The 16,255-nt window shown below is 53.0% G+C and carries 14 protein-coding genes; 8 read left to right on the top strand and 6 right to left on the bottom strand.

Annotated elements, in window-relative coordinates; all coding sequences use genetic code 11:
* Positions 1 to 330: 330 nt before the first annotated feature.
* Positions 331 to 990 (bottom strand): epoxyqueuosine reductase QueH, encoded by a 660-nt coding sequence (locus SBO83_RS19130; protein WP_396132590.1) that lies wholly within the window; start codon positions 988 to 990, stop codon positions 331 to 333.
* A gap of 211 nt (positions 991 to 1,201) precedes the next feature.
* Between SBO83_RS19130 and SBO83_RS19125 the strand changes: the two genes are divergently transcribed.
* The 6 genes from SBO83_RS19125 (at position 1,202) to dsrB (ending at position 6,016) form a co-directional block, all read left to right on the top strand.
* On the top strand, positions 1,202 to 2,212 hold the full coding sequence (locus SBO83_RS19125; RefSeq protein WP_353501687.1) for an AI-2E family transporter: 1,011 nt from the start codon (positions 1,202 to 1,204) through the stop codon (positions 2,210 to 2,212).
* 232 nt (positions 2,213 to 2,444) lie between these two features.
* On the top strand, positions 2,445 to 3,503 hold the full coding sequence (locus SBO83_RS19120) for an NAD(P)-dependent alcohol dehydrogenase (RefSeq protein ID WP_353501688.1): 1,059 nt from the start codon (positions 2,445 to 2,447) through the stop codon (positions 3,501 to 3,503).
* A gap of 201 nt (positions 3,504 to 3,704) precedes the next feature.
* On the top strand, positions 3,705 to 4,049 hold the full coding sequence (locus SBO83_RS19115; protein ID WP_034789488.1) for a hypothetical protein: 345 nt from the start codon (positions 3,705 to 3,707) through the stop codon (positions 4,047 to 4,049).
* A 181-nt stretch (positions 4,050 to 4,230) separates the two neighbouring features.
* Positions 4,231 to 5,145 (top strand): ion transporter, encoded by a 915-nt coding sequence (locus tag SBO83_RS19110; protein WP_396132589.1) that lies wholly within the window; start codon positions 4,231 to 4,233, stop codon positions 5,143 to 5,145.
* Between the two features lie 259 nt (positions 5,146 to 5,404).
* Positions 5,405 to 5,614 (top strand): transcription antiterminator/RNA stability regulator CspE, encoded by a 210-nt coding sequence (gene cspE, locus SBO83_RS19105; protein ID WP_034789491.1) that lies wholly within the window; start codon positions 5,405 to 5,407, stop codon positions 5,612 to 5,614.
* A gap of 201 nt (positions 5,615 to 5,815) precedes the next feature.
* Positions 5,816 to 6,016 carry a protein DsrB gene (gene dsrB, locus SBO83_RS19100; protein WP_353501691.1) on the top strand — a complete coding sequence of 67 codons (201 nt, stop codon included), beginning with the start codon at positions 5,816 to 5,818 and terminating at the stop codon, positions 6,014 to 6,016.
* Between the two features lie 88 nt (positions 6,017 to 6,104).
* Here dsrB and SBO83_RS19095 read toward each other — a convergent pair whose 3' ends face one another.
* The 4 genes from SBO83_RS19095 to SBO83_RS19080 form a co-directional block, all read right to left on the bottom strand.
* Positions 6,105 to 7,814, bottom strand: a complete 1,710-nt coding sequence (locus SBO83_RS19095; RefSeq protein ID WP_396132588.1) for a methyl-accepting chemotaxis protein — start codon at positions 7,812 to 7,814, stop codon at positions 6,105 to 6,107.
* Between the two features lie 267 nt (positions 7,815 to 8,081).
* Complete coding sequence (locus SBO83_RS19090) at positions 8,082 to 9,272, bottom strand: glycoside hydrolase family 88 protein (RefSeq protein WP_396132587.1); 1,191 nt, start codon at positions 9,270 to 9,272, stop codon at positions 8,082 to 8,084.
* 29 nt (positions 9,273 to 9,301) lie between these two features.
* Positions 9,302 to 10,594, bottom strand: coding sequence for an oligosaccharide MFS transporter (locus tag SBO83_RS19085; protein WP_353501694.1), 1,293 nt, complete (start codon positions 10,592 to 10,594; stop codon positions 9,302 to 9,304).
* A 23-nt stretch (positions 10,595 to 10,617) separates the two neighbouring features.
* Complete coding sequence (locus SBO83_RS19080) at positions 10,618 to 12,453, bottom strand: DUF2264 domain-containing protein (RefSeq protein ID WP_396132586.1); 1,836 nt, start codon at positions 12,451 to 12,453, stop codon at positions 10,618 to 10,620.
* A gap of 270 nt (positions 12,454 to 12,723) precedes the next feature.
* Between SBO83_RS19080 and SBO83_RS19075 the strand changes: the two genes are divergently transcribed.
* Both SBO83_RS19075 and SBO83_RS19070 read left to right on the top strand, forming a co-directional pair.
* Positions 12,724 to 13,575, top strand: coding sequence for an AraC family transcriptional regulator (locus tag SBO83_RS19075; protein ID WP_396132585.1), 852 nt, complete (start codon positions 12,724 to 12,726; stop codon positions 13,573 to 13,575).
* Between the two features lie 368 nt (positions 13,576 to 13,943).
* On the top strand, positions 13,944 to 15,599 hold the full coding sequence (locus SBO83_RS19070) for a glucan biosynthesis protein D (RefSeq protein ID WP_353501697.1): 1,656 nt from the start codon (positions 13,944 to 13,946) through the stop codon (positions 15,597 to 15,599).
* Between the two features lie 144 nt (positions 15,600 to 15,743).
* On the opposite strand, the gene SBO83_RS19065 is transcribed toward SBO83_RS19070, so the two are convergent.
* Positions 15,744 to 15,926, bottom strand: coding sequence for a hypothetical protein (locus SBO83_RS19065; protein WP_034789500.1), 183 nt, complete (start codon positions 15,924 to 15,926; stop codon positions 15,744 to 15,746).
* Between the last annotated feature and the right edge of the window lie 329 nt (positions 15,927 to 16,255).

The following is a 16,255-nucleotide window of genomic DNA, read 5'->3' as shown; positions in this document are numbered from 1 at the left end:
TGAACTCAACGTCCTGTCTTTATATTTTTTAAGCTGCGCGTTGCTCGCTAATAACCACAAAATAACCTTGAGTTATAAAGTAGACGAGTGAGGAATAACGCTCAGCTTTGTTCGGAAAGTACCAAGCAGTTCGGTGCAGCGCAAGACTGTGAATTGATAAGTGGCAGGACAAGAGGGAGGAAAATAAGCGAGTCTAAGATAAAGCTCAGGCTAATTAACTGGGTGTTTTATTTAGCGTGGAATATTGTGTGGGGCGAGAAGTTTAGATTAGTGAATTAACCCCGCGAGACAGGTTGCGGGGTTAATGAACAATAAGGCGATGGTTAAGGCTTATTCGTCGTCTTCGTCGCCGTAATATTTTACGCCGAGTTTAATCAGGTCGCGGCCTTGAGCCTTGCGGTGCAAATTGCTGTCGCGCAGGGAATAAACGCAGCCGCAATACTCTTGCTGGTAGAAGCGTTCGCGCTTGCTGATTTCAATCATGCGCGCCGAACCGCCTTTCTTGCGCCAGTTATAGTCCCAATAGACCATGCCCGGATAAGGCGCCGCCGCACGGTCGCCGCAGCCGTTAATCTGTTTCATGTCTTTCCAGCGGGAAATACCCAGCGAGCTGGAGATGGCGCTGAAACCGTGTTCATAAGCGTACAGCGCGGTGCGCTCGAAACGCATATCAAAACACATAGTGCAGCGAATGCCGCGTTCAGGCTCGTTTTCCATACCGCGCGCGCGTTCAAACCAATTGTCAGTGTCATAATCGGCATCAATAAACGGAATACCGTGCTGTTCGGCAAAGCGCATATTCTCTTCTTTGCGCAGGGTATATTCTTTTTGCGGATGAATATTCGGGTTGTAGAAGAAAATGGTGTATTCAATGCCCGAGGCTTGAATCGCTTCCATGACCTCGCCGGAGCAGGGTGCGCAACAGGAGTGAAGCAGTAATTTATCATGCCCTTTAGGCAGGGACAGTTTTTCTCGGATCAGTTCGGACATCTTCTTCGCCTGTTACTAAGATTTTCTTTATCAAAATAGAATCATCATGATGGTTGATGCCTATGATAAAAGACAGTGCGTCACTGTCAAAAATTTCTTATTGATCTCCTGAATGCCAACTTGGGTAATAATCAACAATGTTATGCTAACGACCGGGATGTTGGCCGAGCACGGCGCAATGCCCAGCAATTGAATGTTAAGGACGCAGACAATGCAGTTAATGAAATCGCACCATATCCGCTGGCTGAGTTTATTTATCGTGATGGGGGGGCTACTGTTGGTGCTGCCTCTGCACCTGTTGGCATGCTTTATCGCCGGATTCGTGGTGTTCGAGCTGGTTAATGGATTAACACCGCATTTCCAAAAAATCATCAGTGGCGATCGCGCCCGCTGGCTGGTGGTGGCGCTCATCAGCACCGTAGTAGTGAGCGTGCTGATTCTGGCGATTGCCGGGATTATCGACTTCCTGATGGATGATATTAAGAACCCGGTGGCCTTCAACGCCATGGTTTCTCGCTTGCTGAGTGACGCACAGGGGCGCATTTCGCCAGTCATGTTGCACTATCTGCCCGCCAATATTGAAGAGCTACAGCGCCAGTTCCTGCAATGGGTGCGCGAACACGTCGCCATGATTCAAACCGTGGGGAAAAACGCGGCCCACGCCTTTGTCACCATGCTGATTGGTATGATTCTGGGCGCGATTATCTCTTTGCAGCGCCCAGACAAAGAGAGTCAGGATGCCCCGCTGAAAAACGAACTGTTGCAGCGCGTGCGCCTGCTGGCTCAGGCATTTCGTAATGTAGTTTTTGCCCAGTTCCAAATCTCACTGATTAACACCGTGCTCTCCGGCGTGTTTCTGTTCGGCATTCTGCCGCTGTTTGGCATTCACCTGCCGCTGGCAAAAACGCTGGTGGCCTTCACCTTTATCTGCGGCCTGCTGCCGGTTATCGGCAATCTGATCTCCAATACGGTGATCTTCATTGTCGGCCTCTCCCTGTCACTGTGGGTGGGCGTCGGGGTGCTGGCGTACCTGATTGTCATTCATAAGGTGGAGTACTTCCTCAATGCGCGGATTGTCGGCACGCGCATTAACGCCAAGTCGTGGGAAGTGCTGCTGGCGATGCTTATCTTCGAATCAGCCTTCGGCTTGCCGGGCGTGGTGGCCGCGCCGATTTACTACGCCTATCTGAAAAGCGAACTGAAACAAGCTGAGCTGATTTAACCTTTACCCTAGGTTCCCTTCTTGAAGTAAAACTCGTCATATTTCCCCCTGAGGTGCGGTGTTAATGCCGCACCTCTTGGGATACCGCGTCAAAAATCCTGAGAAAAACAGATTCGGGCAAGTAATCGCGAGGATCGTTATACGAAATCCCACTTCCCAAGGGGCATACTTATATCGTTAGCGCAGGTTGCGCTGGCATTTTGTCTAACGATAACCCCTCAGGAGAGAACTCATGACACTTAACGTCCGAGGTTTTGCTGCTACGTCAGCCACTGCGCCATTGGCACCCCACAATTTTGAACGTCGCTCACCGCGTGATACTGACGTAGTTATCGACATTATGTATTGCGGCGTATGTCACTCAGATATCCACCAGGCACGTAATGAATGGCATCAGAGCATCTATCCGCTGGTTCCGGGACACGAAATCATTGGCCGCATTACTCAGGTAGGCGCCAAAGTTAAGGGCTTCAGCGTCGGTGATACTGTCGGCGTGGGCTGTATGGTCGATTCTTGTCAGCACTGTGATTCCTGCGCCGAGAGCCTCGAACAGTACTGTGAAGAAGGCGCAACCATGACCTACAACAGCTACGATCGTCATGACAACATGATGACCTACGGCGGTTATTCAGAGCAGATCGTCGTCTCTGAAAAGTTTGTGCTGCGCGTGTCTGAAAAGCTGGATATTAAGTCTGCAGCGCCACTGCTGTGTGCCGGTATCACCACCTATTCCCCGCTGCGTCACTGGAAAGTCGGCAAAGGCCATAAAGTGGCGGTTGTCGGTCTGGGCGGTTTGGGCCACATGGGGCTGAAATTTGCTAAAGCGCTGGGCGCCGACGTCACGCTGTTCACCCGTTCCGCCGGTAAAGAGCAGGAAGCTTACCGTCTGGGTGCTGACCACGTGGTGATTTCTACGGATGAAAAGCAGATGGACGCGGTGAAAAACCACTTCGACTTCATCCTTGATACCGTGCCAAACCAGCATGACCTCAACCCGTACCTGAACACGCTGAAACGCGACGGTACCCATATTCTGGTCGGCCTGATCGAGCCAATCGAGCCTGCAATCCACAGTGGCAAGCTGGTGGGCGGGCGTAAAACCGTCGCGGGTTCACTGATTGGCGGTATCGCTGAAACTCAGGAAATGTTGGATTTCTGCGCCGAGCACAACATTGGTTGTGACGTCGAGATGATCGATATGCAGGACATTAACGGTGCTTATGAACGTATGCTGAAAAGCGACGTGAAATACCGTTTCGTGGTGGATATGGCGTCTCTTAAAAACGCCTAATCTTCGGCGATTTGCCTGATAGTCGTCTAACTCATGCGCCTGCAAACTTCGATTTGTGGGCGTTTTTTTATGGTCATTCTGAGCAAAAAGGGGCGGGATGGAATCATTGCGTGCTGAAATTTCATCTTTCACCACTTCGCTGACTTCTCGCTTTGTGACGGCGGTGGTATTCTTCGGCTTTCGCCGAGCGAAGGAAAATCAGTGGCAAAGAATTTTGATGAATTAATCAGAGATATTGATCTGATGATTGAACACGTGGACGGTCTGAAAAACCTTCCACCGCGCGCAAAAATTGTAGATGCAGTGCCCGCTGATAAGCCTGCCTACGACTCTTTTTGTGAAATCTATGCGTTAAAAGCGGTGATGCGGGCCTTTATTTCCTCGGTCGATACCATCGTAAAAGTTCAGATTGCTAAAAAAGTCGAACAGGATATTGGCCATCTGGAAAATACCGTGCGTTCCATTGGCGGCGGCAACGCCGATCCTGAGGACCTGGCGCAAATTACCGCCTATGTGCGCCATGCCGTATCGGAATTAATGGACTAATCAGTTTATGGTCTGAATACAGAACATGGCCTGAAAACAAAAACGTCGTTTATCTATTGGGATAATCGGCGTTTTTTTATATCTGAATTTGGCTAAATAAGCCGGGAAGGGCGCGAGAATAAGTTTTCTAGCCAGAAAATAGCTATTCTTGAGCGATTATCTTCTCAGGATGAGCACTGTTATGGCACATCGGTTCCGTTTTATCGCGTTGTTGCGCTGGCGTTGTTACACGCTGCTATTTGATAACCGTACCCGCAGCGGGCGTCGCATGGAGGCGTTTTGGATTCTGACCGCCATCCTAAGCGTCATTGCGCTGTTCTTTGAGTCCAGCGCGCAGAGCCTGTTCCCGAATACGCCCAATATCATGCAGCGTTTCGGCCTAATCGAGCTGGGCTTTACCGCCATTTTCACCCTCGAATATGTGCTGCGAATATTTTCTACGCCAAGCAAAGAGCGCTACCCGCTGAGTTTCTTCGGGCTGGTGGATCTGCTGACGATTCTGCCGCTCTATATCCTCTGGCTGTTCCCCGCGCTGGTGAGCACTGGCGATATGGTGGTGCTGATTCGCCTGCTGCGAATTTTGCGCGTGCTGAGGGTGCTCAAGCTGTTGCGCTATATGAATGAGGCGGGCGTCTTGTGGCGCAGCCTGATGCGTGCGCGGCATAAGCTAAGCCTGTTCTTCGGCTTCGTGGCGATCATTCTCTGCCTGTTCGGCGGGTTAATGTTTGCTATAGAAGGAGGGCGGGACGGCTTTACTTCGCTGGGCGCTTCCGTTTACTGGGCGGTCGTGACCCTGACCACGGTGGGCTATGGCGATATTACGCCGCACACGCCGCTCGGACGGGTACTGGCTTCCGTTTTGATTTTGCTGGGCTATTCGATAATCGCGGTACCTACGGGGATCTTGACGGCCTATATGTCGCAAGAACTGCAAAAAGGGCGTGAGCAGCGTTCATGCCGCCACTGTCATCACATCGGCCATGAATTAGATGCACGTTTTTGCGACCATTGTGGCACCCGGTTGCCGGCGCTTAGATCTCAACTTATTGATAAAAAACCAAATAATCGTACGCTTAACGAGCGCATTGATGATTAATGCGCCATTTTCGTTACTTTAGGCAGGTTATTAGATAAAAAGAGTTGCTATTAGGAGGCAGTCATGAGTAAATACGTTCCGGCCTGTGGTACAGACCTATTTATGCACGACATCCTGAGTAAAGTGGTTCAAATTTAAAGCGTTATCCTCGATAACCCTGATCTGACGAATTTCCTTCTTAGTGCCTCCATAAGTAACGACTGAAATCCGGCTATAACATGCCCATGGTGGCTAAATTTATTTTTTAAAGGTAATTCCTATGTCTATGATGAAAGGTCAGGTTAAGTGGTTTAACGAGTCTAAAGGCTTTGGCTTCATCACTCCTGCTGATGGCAGCAAAGATGTGTTCGTACACTTCTCTGCAATCCAGGATCAAGGTTTCAAGACCCTGGCTGAAGGCCAGAATGTACAGTTCTCTATCGAGAACGGTGCTAAAGGTCCGTCTGCGGCTAACGTTACCGCTATCTAATCTCGCTTTTGCGCTGTTTACAGCACATTAACGAAGATTACAAAAACCCGCATATGCGGGTTTTTTTACGTCTGGATTTTGCCAAAGCCTTTATCTAATGCGCGGTATTTCTCGCTAAACGCTTTGCCAAAGTCTAAGCCGCATGCCTTTTAAGGCGCACTGTACTACAATCAACAACATGGATAATAACGGGGTAACTCGATGAAAGTTAACGATCTGGTGACAGTTAAGACCGACGGCGGCCCGCGCCGTGAAGGCAAGGTTCTGGAAATTGAAGAGTTTTACGAAGGCGTGATGTATCTGGTTTCTCTGGAAGATTACCCGGCCGGGATCTGGTTCTTCAACGAAGTCGACAGCAAAGACGGCACCTTCGTCGAGCCTCGCGTGGCCAGCAGAGACTAACCGCTTTGGCTTTTCGCTAAAACTAAAAAACACCGGAGCAGGAGACTGCATCCGGTGTTTTTGTTTATGGGGCTAACAGCACTGGAGGTTAGAAGGTTTCCCAGTTCTGGTTATCGGTCGCCAGTTTGTTCTCTTTCAGTGGCTCAACTAATGCCAACGTCGGGCGGCGGGGCGCAGTGGTGATTACTTTGCTATCAAGGCGGAACACCGCGACGGCCTGCGTCAGGCGCTCTGCCTGCTCCTCCAGCGATGCCGCCGCCGCAGAGGCTTGCTGCACCAGTGAAGCATTCTGCTGGGTGACGCCGTCCATCTCCGATACCGCCTGACTTACCTGACTGATGCCACGGCTCTGTTCATCTGACGCCGAGGCGATTTCGTCCATAATGTCGGTCACATGGCTGACGGCAGTGACGATTTCATACATGGTGTCGCCCGCGTCGCCGACCAGCAGGCTGCCTTCGCCCACGTGATCTACCGACTCTTCAATCAGCTGTTCAATCTCTTTAGCGGCCTGCGCGCTGCGCTGCGCCAGATTTCTCACTTCACTTGCCACCACCGCAAAGCCGCGACCCTGCTCACCGGCCCGGGCAGCCTCTACTGCAGCGTTCAGCGCCAGAATGTTGGTTTGGAAAGCAATGCTATTGATAACGTTAGTGATCTCGGCAATTTTGGTTGAGCTGCGCGAGATGTTTTCCATGGTGCTCACCACGCTGGCGACGATATCTCCGCCTTTCTGCGCTTTCTCGGAGGCGTCGGCGGCCAGTTTGCTGGCGTGATGGGCGTTTTCCGAATTGAGTTTTACCGTGGCGGTGAGCTGCTCCATGCTGGCGGCGGTCTGCTCCAAGGCTGCGGCCTGCTGCTCGGTGCGCGAGGAGAGGTCAGTGTTGCCGCTGGCAATCTCGGCTGAGCCTTGGTAAATCGAGGTTGCTCCTTCGCGCACGGTCAGCACGGTGCTGGCGAGTGAACTCTGCATATGGTCAACGTTAGTGCTCAACACGCCAATTTCATTGCGACCCGCGATGTCGGAAGGCTGTGTGAGATCTCCCTGCGCGATGTGCTGAATGCGCTTCACCAAACGGTTAATCGGCGTGATGATCACTTTGCGCATGATGAAGTAGGTGATAACCGTCAGCAGCAGCGCCAGGGCAAAGGCGCCCGCCATCAGGGCGTAACCCAGCTTGGCGTCGGCGTGGGCACGCTGGTTAATCTGATTGGCGGTATCGGTGCGATAAGTAATGGCTGCCAGCAGCGGCGCGTTGTTGGCCTGATCCAGCCCGCGCAGGGTTTCGGCTTCCTGCGAAATGACTTCTTCAAAATGGGACTGGCGGGCAGACTCCAGCATCGGCGCCATGCCTTGCTTGAGATAATTGTCATATGACTTTTTCAGCGGCTCGTCGAGCGCATGGTCAGTCTCGGTTTGATGCGGACGGTCGATGTACTGCTTGAAGGCATCTTGCGACTGCTTAATGCGCTTTTGCGCCTCAGTAATGTTCTTCTCAAAGGTATCCTGATCGCTGACGCGCGCGGCGGCGGCGGCCTGAATCAACAGCAAACGCGCGGTGCGCAGATGGTTTGAACTGTTGGATAGGGCCAGACGAATCTGTAGCTCCTGCGTGGCGTTTTCCAACGCATCGTTACTCTGCTTGAGGAAGAAACTCGACGTACCGATGGAGAGGGCAAACAGAATGAGGATCCCGGCGAGAATGGTGCTGATCAAGGTGATCAGGCGAATATTGCTGATAAAAGAGGTGGCTGGCTTCTCGGTTGCACCGGGAATGGCCGTGGTAAAGGTGTCCATATTATTCCGCTCTGTTAGTCCTGCATGTGCGACAACTCTGGGCGCATAGGGTACAGGCCACGCACGCGAGGTTTTCTTTGCACACTTCAACAATCAGGGGTTGCCAGCGGGCTAACCCTGCCGTGACGAAAAACGCCATCTTTAGTCATCGGCATTTGGCGGAGGAGGTTGAATTTATAAGTGAGATCCGGCTCGCATTTTTGTCATAAGGGAGGGGGACTGCCAGAAGTCAGGCGGCCGCAGCCGCCTTGAGGTATTGCGCAGAGTTTACCAGTAGGGTTTCCAGCACTGCGTCAGGCGTACCAGCGCCTCGACATAGAAGTAGTCACCCCAGCTAGAGCATTGATCCACCCCTTTGCCGCTCGCCATGTGGTAGACGGAATGCTTGAGCAAGCCGTCGCAATCTTCGTCATCGGCCGCCAGATAGTTGGCGGTCAGCGACGCCATGATGCGCAGCGCCATCTCCTCATAGTAGGCACGTGTTTCATCCGTGGCGGGCAGGGCTTGAGTCAAATCCAGCAGGCCGCACACGGCGATGGCGGCGGCCGAGCTGTCGCGCGGCTGGTTAGTGCCGAGCAGGGCCAGATCCCAGTGGCAGACGTCATCTTCCGGCAGGCGATTGAGGAAGTAGTGAGCCAGTCGCCGCGATAACTCCACCATCTCCTTGTCGCCGGTATAGCGGTAACTGAGCAGGAAGCCGTAAATCCCCCAAGCCTGCCCGCGCGACCAGCATGAATCGTCGGCATAGCCTTGGTGAGTATTGCCAAAGCGCGGCTCGCCGGTCACCGTATCCATATAGTAGGTGTGGAAGGTCGAGGCGTCCGGCCTGACAATATAGTTGGCGGCCTGCTGAGCATGGCGGCGCGCGGCCTCGGCGTAGCGCGGTTCCCCGGTTTGCTCGCTGGCCCAATAGAGCAGCGGCAGGTTCATATTGCAGTCAATGATCATCCGGCCAGCCTGTTCCGGATCGCGTAAATCGCCCCACGCCTGAATAATTCCCGACTGCGGGTTGAAGCGTTCCATGAGGGCATCCGCCGCCAGCAGGGCAAAGCCTCGCGCCTCGCGATTGCCGGTGAGTCGCCACGCGCTGACGCAGGAGAGGGTATAGAGGAAGCCCAAGTCGTGAGTGGCGGTGTCGATGCGATTAGCAATTCTATTGCCGAAGGAGTGGATGTGCTGCTCCGCCGCCAGCCGGTATTTCTCCTCGCCGGTCATCTCCCACGCCAGCCACAGCTGTCCGCTCCAGAAGCTGGTGGTCCACTCGACATTTTCGGTTAACGCAAAATGATTGTTTTCACAGGTTTCAGCCGGGAATTTCCCCTCGAATTTGACCCTGTTGCGGTCGATTTTCTTTAGCACCCGCTGGCGGGCTTCGGCCAACTGCTGGCGAAGAGCAATTTTGTCCAACTGGTTTAGCTCAACCGGCAGCAGCTTCTCTTTGGTTATGGTCACGGTCATTATTTCTCCCTTAGCAATCGAGTCGCAAATTAGTGTTTAACGGGGGTTAAAGGCGCGGCGGCGTTAACCTCTGGGGGCGTCGGGGCCTGAACCACGCCATGGCGGCGGCTGTGGCAGGCTGACAGGGTAAAGGCGGAAATCAGGGTGAAGCACAGCGCGATGCCACCCATGATCAGGTAGGTATGGGCGAAGCCGATGCGGTCATAGAAGTAGCCAGCGGGCGGGGCGACCACAATGGAGCCGACATAAATCATCGCCTGATAGCCCAGCAGGTACATGGTGGCATTGACGCGTTTATGGAAATGCTCGGCGATATATTTGAAAACCGACACCAGAATCAGGGCAATTTCCAGACCATAGAAGGGTTTGATGATCGAGATAATCAGCGGGTCATTGGTCAACCCAGAGGCAATCAGCCGCACGCCGACCACCACCCCAACCAGCAACAAGCCCTTTTTAGCACCGAAATAGTTCACCAAGAAAGGGATCACCATCATCATCAGGAACTCGGTGCCAGACTGCACGGTGCTGAGGTAGCCGTACATGGCGTTGCCTTGCTCTTTGGTCGGGAAGAAGGTGACGAAGTAGCGCGAAAACTGCTGTTCGGCGACAAACATCACCCAGGCGACACCGGCGACGTACAGGGAAAACATCCAGAATTTGCGATTCTTCAGCAGCAGAATGACATCGCTAAAAACGATTTTGTCTTGCGAAATCACATTGTTATTGCGCATTTCGGCTTCGCCAATTTTTAGCGACAGCAGCACGCCGAGCATCAGCAGCGAACTCAGGCTACTCAGACTGAAGTTCCACGCCGGAGAGAGGTTAAACAGCAGGCCGGAAAACGATGCCGCCACCGCCCAGCCGAGCGAGCCCCACATGCGAATCTGGCCGAACTCCATGCTGTATAGGCGGCTAAAGCGATCGGCATAGGATTCCGACGCCGCGACGCCCGCGTACCAGCCCAGGCTTAAATAGAGCGCGCCGATAATAATGCCGATCATTAAATGGGTTTCCAGCAGGGGCTGGTAAACATAAATAAAGAAGGGGGCCATCATGGCGGAGACGATCACCACGAAATAAAGCAGGCTTTTACTCATGCCTATTTTATCCATGATATAGCCATAGACCGGTTTCATGACCACGGCGAAAACGCCGTTAATCGCAAATACCGCGCCGATATCCATACTGTCTAATCCGGCCTTTTGTCCCAGCCATAACGCATATAAGCCGAAGCTGGAAGACCAGGTGAAGAAATAGAGGAAGATGAAACTGCTCATTTTATAATAAGCAGACTTACTGGCTGTTTTTATTGTTTTCATACTGACTCCTGACAACCGAATAATTAAAGGATGACGGTCCAGTGACGGCCCTGATAGTGGATCTCTATCTCGCTTTCACCGCGAATAACGCGGGGTAAGATTTTTGGCATAGCTGATACATCGGCAGAGGCGAACACGGCGGACATCAACCAGTGCGAGCCGGGGGAAAGGGAGGTTTTGAGCAGCGGAATGGCCGCGGTTTCGGCGAACATAATGCTGCTATTGGGCGGCGTTACTACGCTCGCCGCCTCGCGCGGGGTAGCCTCGCCGACGTCGGCGATGTGGCTGTAGCCGTTACAGGCGACGATCCGGCTTGATGAGGTATTTACACCTAACTGTACCTGCGTCTGGCGGTCATGGATCACGGCGAAGCCGCCTTCGACTGCGTCGAGTGCGCGGGCGCTAGTCAGATGGTGCAAACGCAGATGGCCCTCGCCGCAGGGGAACAGCCAGCTTTTCACTTCCACGTCGTGCCAGGGTTTCCAGCGCGAATAAATCACCTCTGGGCGCGTCACTGCCTCTTCGCAGCCACGGCGTCCACGGTAGTAGCCATCGCCTTCTGACAGTACCAGCATCGAGTCGCAGCCCGCGTGATTAAGGCCAAACCGGCCGCGGTCGAGGGTGAAACCAAACTGGCTGGAGTAGGCAAACTTGGTGTATTTCGCCTCGGTATTGACGAAGTTATTCAGCTCCAGCTGGCCTGACGTCAGCATCACCACGTGCCGTTGCGCCGCGTCGCGCAGCAATATTTGATTGGCGTGAGGAATGCAGTGCGGGCTGTTGAGCTGAGGCAAAGGCAGCTCTTGCGCCTGCCAGAAAGCATGGTTCTCGGGCAATGCCAGCACCAGAAACAGCTTGCAGGCCCAGTAAGGAGAGCCGGGCGCGTTGTAATCCTCGGCCATCACCAGATTCGGCGTGTGATAGCCAATGCTCAGCACGCCGTCGCGGTCAAAAATCGGCTGTTTCAGCCAGCTGCGCAGGTGGCGCAGGACAATGCCTTTAATGACGCCGGGGGAGTACACCTCCAACCCGCTAAACGCGGCGGCGCTCCAGAAGGCGGCTTCGGCGAAGCGATAGGTCATGCTGCGGCCAAAGGGCACGGCGGCTCCTTCGGCGGAAAACAGGGTAATGAAATCCCCGGCGAACTGCTGCGCGCGCTGGCGCAATTGGGCACAACGTTGGGCATCGACATCCGCCATATAGTTGGCGTACAGCAGGCCGTAGTAGTGAAATGCCATCGACACATAGTAGTCGCGCGGGCGACCCGGCCCGTCGGAATACCAGCCGTCGCCGAGGTAATAGGCCTCCATCAGCGCGAAACGGGCCTCGACCGCCTCGCGGTCCCACGGCAAACCGGCCTGCTTGCAGCCCATCTGCACCATGATGGGGAAGTAATTCCAGTTGTTATTAGGGATGGTGGCGTCTTTGCCTTGGTTAAGCCAGTCCATCAGGTTGTGCTGCTCGGCGTCACTGAAATAGGCCATCAGCTTTTTATCCAGCAGCGCCAGGCCGACGCCAAAAGCCGCCATTTCCACACAGCGCTGGTCAAAGTCGTGAATATCGCCCCAATACTCGGCATGCTCGGGGTTGGTACCGTTGCGGATCGCCGTGATGTAAAACGACAGGTTTTCACACTCATCGCCATTAGCGAGCAGGGGGAAAATGCCCCACAGCATGCGCGACAGGGCTTCCATCTTCGCTATCTTTTTACCGTAATGGGTGGTGGAGTGGCCGAGGTCAATGCCGCTTTTGCCTTCTTCGGTATAGGGCGCGACGGCAGACAGCATATCGCCCAGCAGATCTTTCACCTGTTGGCGAGTGCGTAGCGGGTAATCACTCTTGATTTTCACCTGATTCATTCGATATTCCTTCCCCCGAAAGGGCTGAGCAAATAATGGCATTAAGTATGTGAAACATTATTTCAATTCTATTTTTACGCTGTTTCATCAACTGCAACGAGTGTGTAACTTGCCATTGGAATATAGAGAATCTGTTTTGCCCGATTGTTATACGGGTCACATAACAGTGCATTTTTTTAAATTGCTATTGCCGATTGGAGCAGAAAAGAGCCTAAATTATAAAAAGTGACTTAAAAGTTTTAATTTCTTGTCATCGGGTGGGGGAGCTTTATGGCGGTGACCGACTTTCTCGAACGCATTGCATTAAACGATCGGCAGATCTCGTTTAATCGCATGAGCAGGGGCAGCGCCAATTATTTTCATTGGCACCAATGTTTAGAGATGCTGTTTATCAGTCAGGGGTACGGGATAGTGATTGTTGATAATCAACAGTACACGCTGCGCCCCGGCCGCCTGTTTGTCTTTCCGCCCTTTAAGTTGCACAAGGTGTTTGTCGAGCAGAGTGAGAAAAACCACTATGTCCGCACCACGGTGCATCTTGATCACCTGCTGCTGGACGGCTTTTTGCACTGTTTCCCCCAGCGCCGGGCGCACTTCTCACGCCTGTGGGGCGCGGAGAGCGATGCGCATATCTTTGATTTAGCAGATAACGCTCAGCATATCGAAACCATTCTCGAAAGCTTCCAGCGGCTACAGCTGGCCGCCACGCCGCAGTGGGAGGATATCGCCATGATGATATTGCAGCTGATGGAGTTCATGCCCGAGCAGCAGGTGAAGCGCAAAACCGTCAGCCGCACCACGGCCTCCAAAGTGATGCAGTGGATTGAAGAGAATTACGTGATGAAGTTTTCGCTGGCCGAGTTATCGACGGCGATTGGACTGTCGCAAAGCTATATTTCGCGAGTTTTTAGCCAAGAAACGGGCGGCTCGGTGGTGGACTATTTGGCGACGCGGCGCATCAAACGCGCCTGTGAGCTGCTGCGCTCCACCGATATGCGGATAGAAGAGGTGGCGGGTCAGTGCGGGTTTGCCGATACGCCCTATTTTATTACCTGTTTTCGTAAGCTGATTGGCCGCACCCCGCTGCAATATCGCAAAGCGGCGTTTCGGCTTGAGCTTTAAACAATAATTCATTAATTAATAACGTTTTGTTAACTTAGGTGGTCACGGAATCCTCTTAAAAAACGGTTTTTTGCTGCTTTTATGAACGCTCTTAATCGGCCGTCTCTTTAGCGATATCTAAATGGTTAAATTATCGCTCATCCCCCGTATGCCGGAGCTTTGGCATGCCGTAAGCCCGCGTTCTGTGCAAGCTATTTTTAGCTGAAAGCATTCAATTTTGTGGTACTCGCCATGGGAATTTTACGTTAGCCTTAGGGTCGTATTTTTACATCCCGCAGATGCCCTTGTGTGCCACTTTCGGCAACATGCCTTTCGGCGCTACGGCGTTGCGGATAACTTGACTTGCCCGGCACAGGAAACCCTCTGGCATGGAACGAAGAGCATTTATTAAAGCGTCAATGGCGTTTGCCGCCTACTGCGGGGTGCCAGCAATGGCATCAGTGTTCACGCGATCTGCTGAGGCAGCGCAGGGGAATGTTGCAGACGGTGGTGCAACGTCTTTTGACTTCTCCGTGTTGCAAAAGATGGCCAGCTCCCTGGCGTCGAAGCCCTACGGTGGCGCGCCGCAGCCTCTGCCTAAAACCTTGGCAGAGCTAACACCGCAGGCGTACAACGCCATTGAATATGATCACGCCCACTCCCTGTGGCATGACCTGCCAAACCGCCAGCTGGACGTCGAGCTGTTCCACGTCGGCATGGGCTTTAAGCGCCGCGTGCAGATGTATTCCGTTGATGCCGACAAAAAACAGGCGCGTGAGATCCACTTCCGCCCTGAATTGTTCCAGTATCACAATGCCGGGGTCGACACCAAGCAGCTGGAGGGCATTACCAACCTCGGGTTCGCCGGTTTCAAAGTCAACAAAGCCCCTGAACTGACCCGCCGCGACGTGGTTTCTTTCCTGGGGGCGAGCTATTTCCGCGCCGTGGATGACACTTATCAGTATGGCTTATCTGCCCGTGGCGTGGCCGTCGACACCTTCGTCGGCCAGCCGGAAGAGTTCCCGGACTTCACCGCGTTCTGGTTTGAAACGCCAAAATCTGGCGACACCACCTTCACGGTTTACGCCCTGTTAGATGGCCCAAGCGTCACCGGCGCTTACCGTTTCATCATTCACTGCGAGCCAACGCGCGTAGTGATGGAAATCGAAAAGCACCTCAATGCGCGTCAGGACATCAAGCAGCTCGGCATTTCGCCAATGACCAGCATGTACAGCTGTGGCACCAGCGAGCGCGGCCGCTGCGACACCATTCACCCGCAAATTCATGACTCGGATCGCCTGGCCATGTGGCGCGGCAACGGCGAATGGGTTTGCCGCCCGCTGAATAACCCGCAAAAGTTGCAGTTCAACGCCTTTGCAGATGAAAACCCGAAAGGCTTTGGCCTGTTACAGCTCGACCACGACTTCAACAATTATCAGGACGTGATTGGCTGGTACAACAAGCGCCCGAGCCTGTGGGTAGAGCCGGTCGGCAACTGGGGGAAAGGGGCGATTAACCTGCTGGAGATCCCAACCACCGGCGAGACGCTGGATAACATCGTCTGCTTCTGGCAGCCGGAGAAGCCGGTCAAGGCTGGGGATAATTTCACTTTCAGCTACAAGCTTTACTGGAGCAGCGAGCCGCCGGAGCGCAGCCCGCTGTCCAACGTGCTGGCCACCCGCACCGGCATGGGCGGTTTCCCTGAGGGTTGGGCGCCGGGCGAGCATTATCCTAACGTCTGGGCGCGCCGCTTCGCGGTCGATTTCATCGGCGGCGAGCTGAAATCCTACGCCGATAAAGGCATCGAGCCGGTGATTAATGTTTCTGCCGGTAAGATTAAAAACATTGAAATCCTGTACGTGCAGCCGTTCGATGGTTATCGCATCCTGTTCGACTGGTACCCGGACAGCGATTCTGTCGCGCCGGTCGAGCTGCGCATGTTCCTGCGCTCGGGTAACACCGCGCTGTCAGAAACCTGGCTGTACCAGTATTTCCCACCGGCCCCGGATAAGCGTAAGTACATTGATGACCGCCAGATGAGCTAATCCGCTGGCGATGCAGAAATGAGAAAGCCCCGTCTCTTGCGAGCGGGGCTTCTTTTTTACTTCTATTTTTTACTTCTATATTCGCAGGTGAATCAGAAGCTTATCTTGCTGGTTACCCGACACAGGAGACCCACGCAATGATTCTTAGAACGCTTTTACCAGAACTTCTCTTTGGGAAGGTTCTTGGCCGGTTCTCAGCAGGCTATCGAAGGATTTCTCCATCTTTTTCACTTGCTGCAAAAATTCTTGTGGCGAGAAATCGTGTGATTTGCCGCTCATATAAGCGAGAGCCAATTCTTTAGCCTGATAGCGCTGGAAGTTATACATGTTATCCCCCAATCCCTGCATATTTGGCGCTGTTTATTGATTGGCGCGCCAGCTAATTCGGAATTTATTAAATTTAAAATGAAAAGTTAAACAGGATGGCTAACAGCGAGCTGACCTTGTGCAACTGCTTACATCGTGCTGCCAATGCGATGCATTCTACGGCATCCATTGATAAGTGAAAGCCGCTTTAATTGATGGATTCGATAGTTGAAACTTTATATAAAAAGTTGAATTCGCCTTCTTTCCATCGTGCAAAACGGGATCTTTTTTCTGCCTTAAATTCTTAGCTTCCCATGCGATCATTATTAGATTTAATAATGTGACTTTGG

It is taken from the genome of Ewingella allii (assembly GCF_044430645.1).
Lineage (GTDB): Bacteria > Pseudomonadota > Gammaproteobacteria > Enterobacterales > Enterobacteriaceae > Ewingella > Ewingella allii.
The sequence above is the reverse complement of the archived record's forward strand: the minus strand, read 5'-3'. Positions and strand labels throughout refer to the sequence as shown.

Excerpts from the sequence above, each read along its gene's own strand:
- SBO83_RS19130 (WP_396132590.1), bottom strand. The coding sequence starts at position 990 with ATGTCCGAACTGATCCGAGAAAAACTGTCCCTGCCTAAAGGGCATGAT.
- SBO83_RS19125 (WP_353501687.1), top strand. The coding sequence starts at position 1,202 with ATGCAGTTAATGAAATCGCACCATATCCGCTGGCTGAGTTTATTTATC.
- SBO83_RS19120 (WP_353501688.1), top strand. The coding sequence starts at position 2,445 with ATGACACTTAACGTCCGAGGTTTTGCTGCTACGTCAGCCACTGCGCCA.
- SBO83_RS19110 (WP_396132589.1), top strand. The coding sequence starts at position 4,231 with ATGGCACATCGGTTCCGTTTTATCGCGTTGTTGCGCTGGCGTTGTTAC.
- cspE (WP_034789491.1), top strand. The coding sequence starts at position 5,405 with ATGTCTATGATGAAAGGTCAGGTTAAGTGGTTTAACGAGTCTAAAGGC.
- dsrB (WP_353501691.1), top strand. The coding sequence starts at position 5,816 with ATGAAAGTTAACGATCTGGTGACAGTTAAGACCGACGGCGGCCCGCGC.
- SBO83_RS19095 (WP_396132588.1), bottom strand. The coding sequence starts at position 7,814 with ATGGACACCTTTACCACGGCCATTCCCGGTGCAACCGAGAAGCCAGCC.
- SBO83_RS19090 (WP_396132587.1), bottom strand. The coding sequence starts at position 9,272 with ATGACCGTGACCATAACCAAAGAGAAGCTGCTGCCGGTTGAGCTAAAC.
- SBO83_RS19085 (WP_353501694.1), bottom strand. The coding sequence starts at position 10,594 with ATGAAAACAATAAAAACAGCCAGTAAGTCTGCTTATTATAAAATGAGC.
- SBO83_RS19080 (WP_396132586.1), bottom strand. The coding sequence starts at position 12,453 with ATGAATCAGGTGAAAATCAAGAGTGATTACCCGCTACGCACTCGCCAA.
- SBO83_RS19075 (WP_396132585.1), top strand. The coding sequence starts at position 12,724 with ATGGCGGTGACCGACTTTCTCGAACGCATTGCATTAAACGATCGGCAG.
- SBO83_RS19070 (WP_353501697.1), top strand. The coding sequence starts at position 13,944 with ATGGAACGAAGAGCATTTATTAAAGCGTCAATGGCGTTTGCCGCCTAC.
- SBO83_RS19065 (WP_034789500.1), bottom strand. The coding sequence starts at position 15,926 with ATGTATAACTTCCAGCGCTATCAGGCTAAAGAATTGGCTCTCGCTTAT.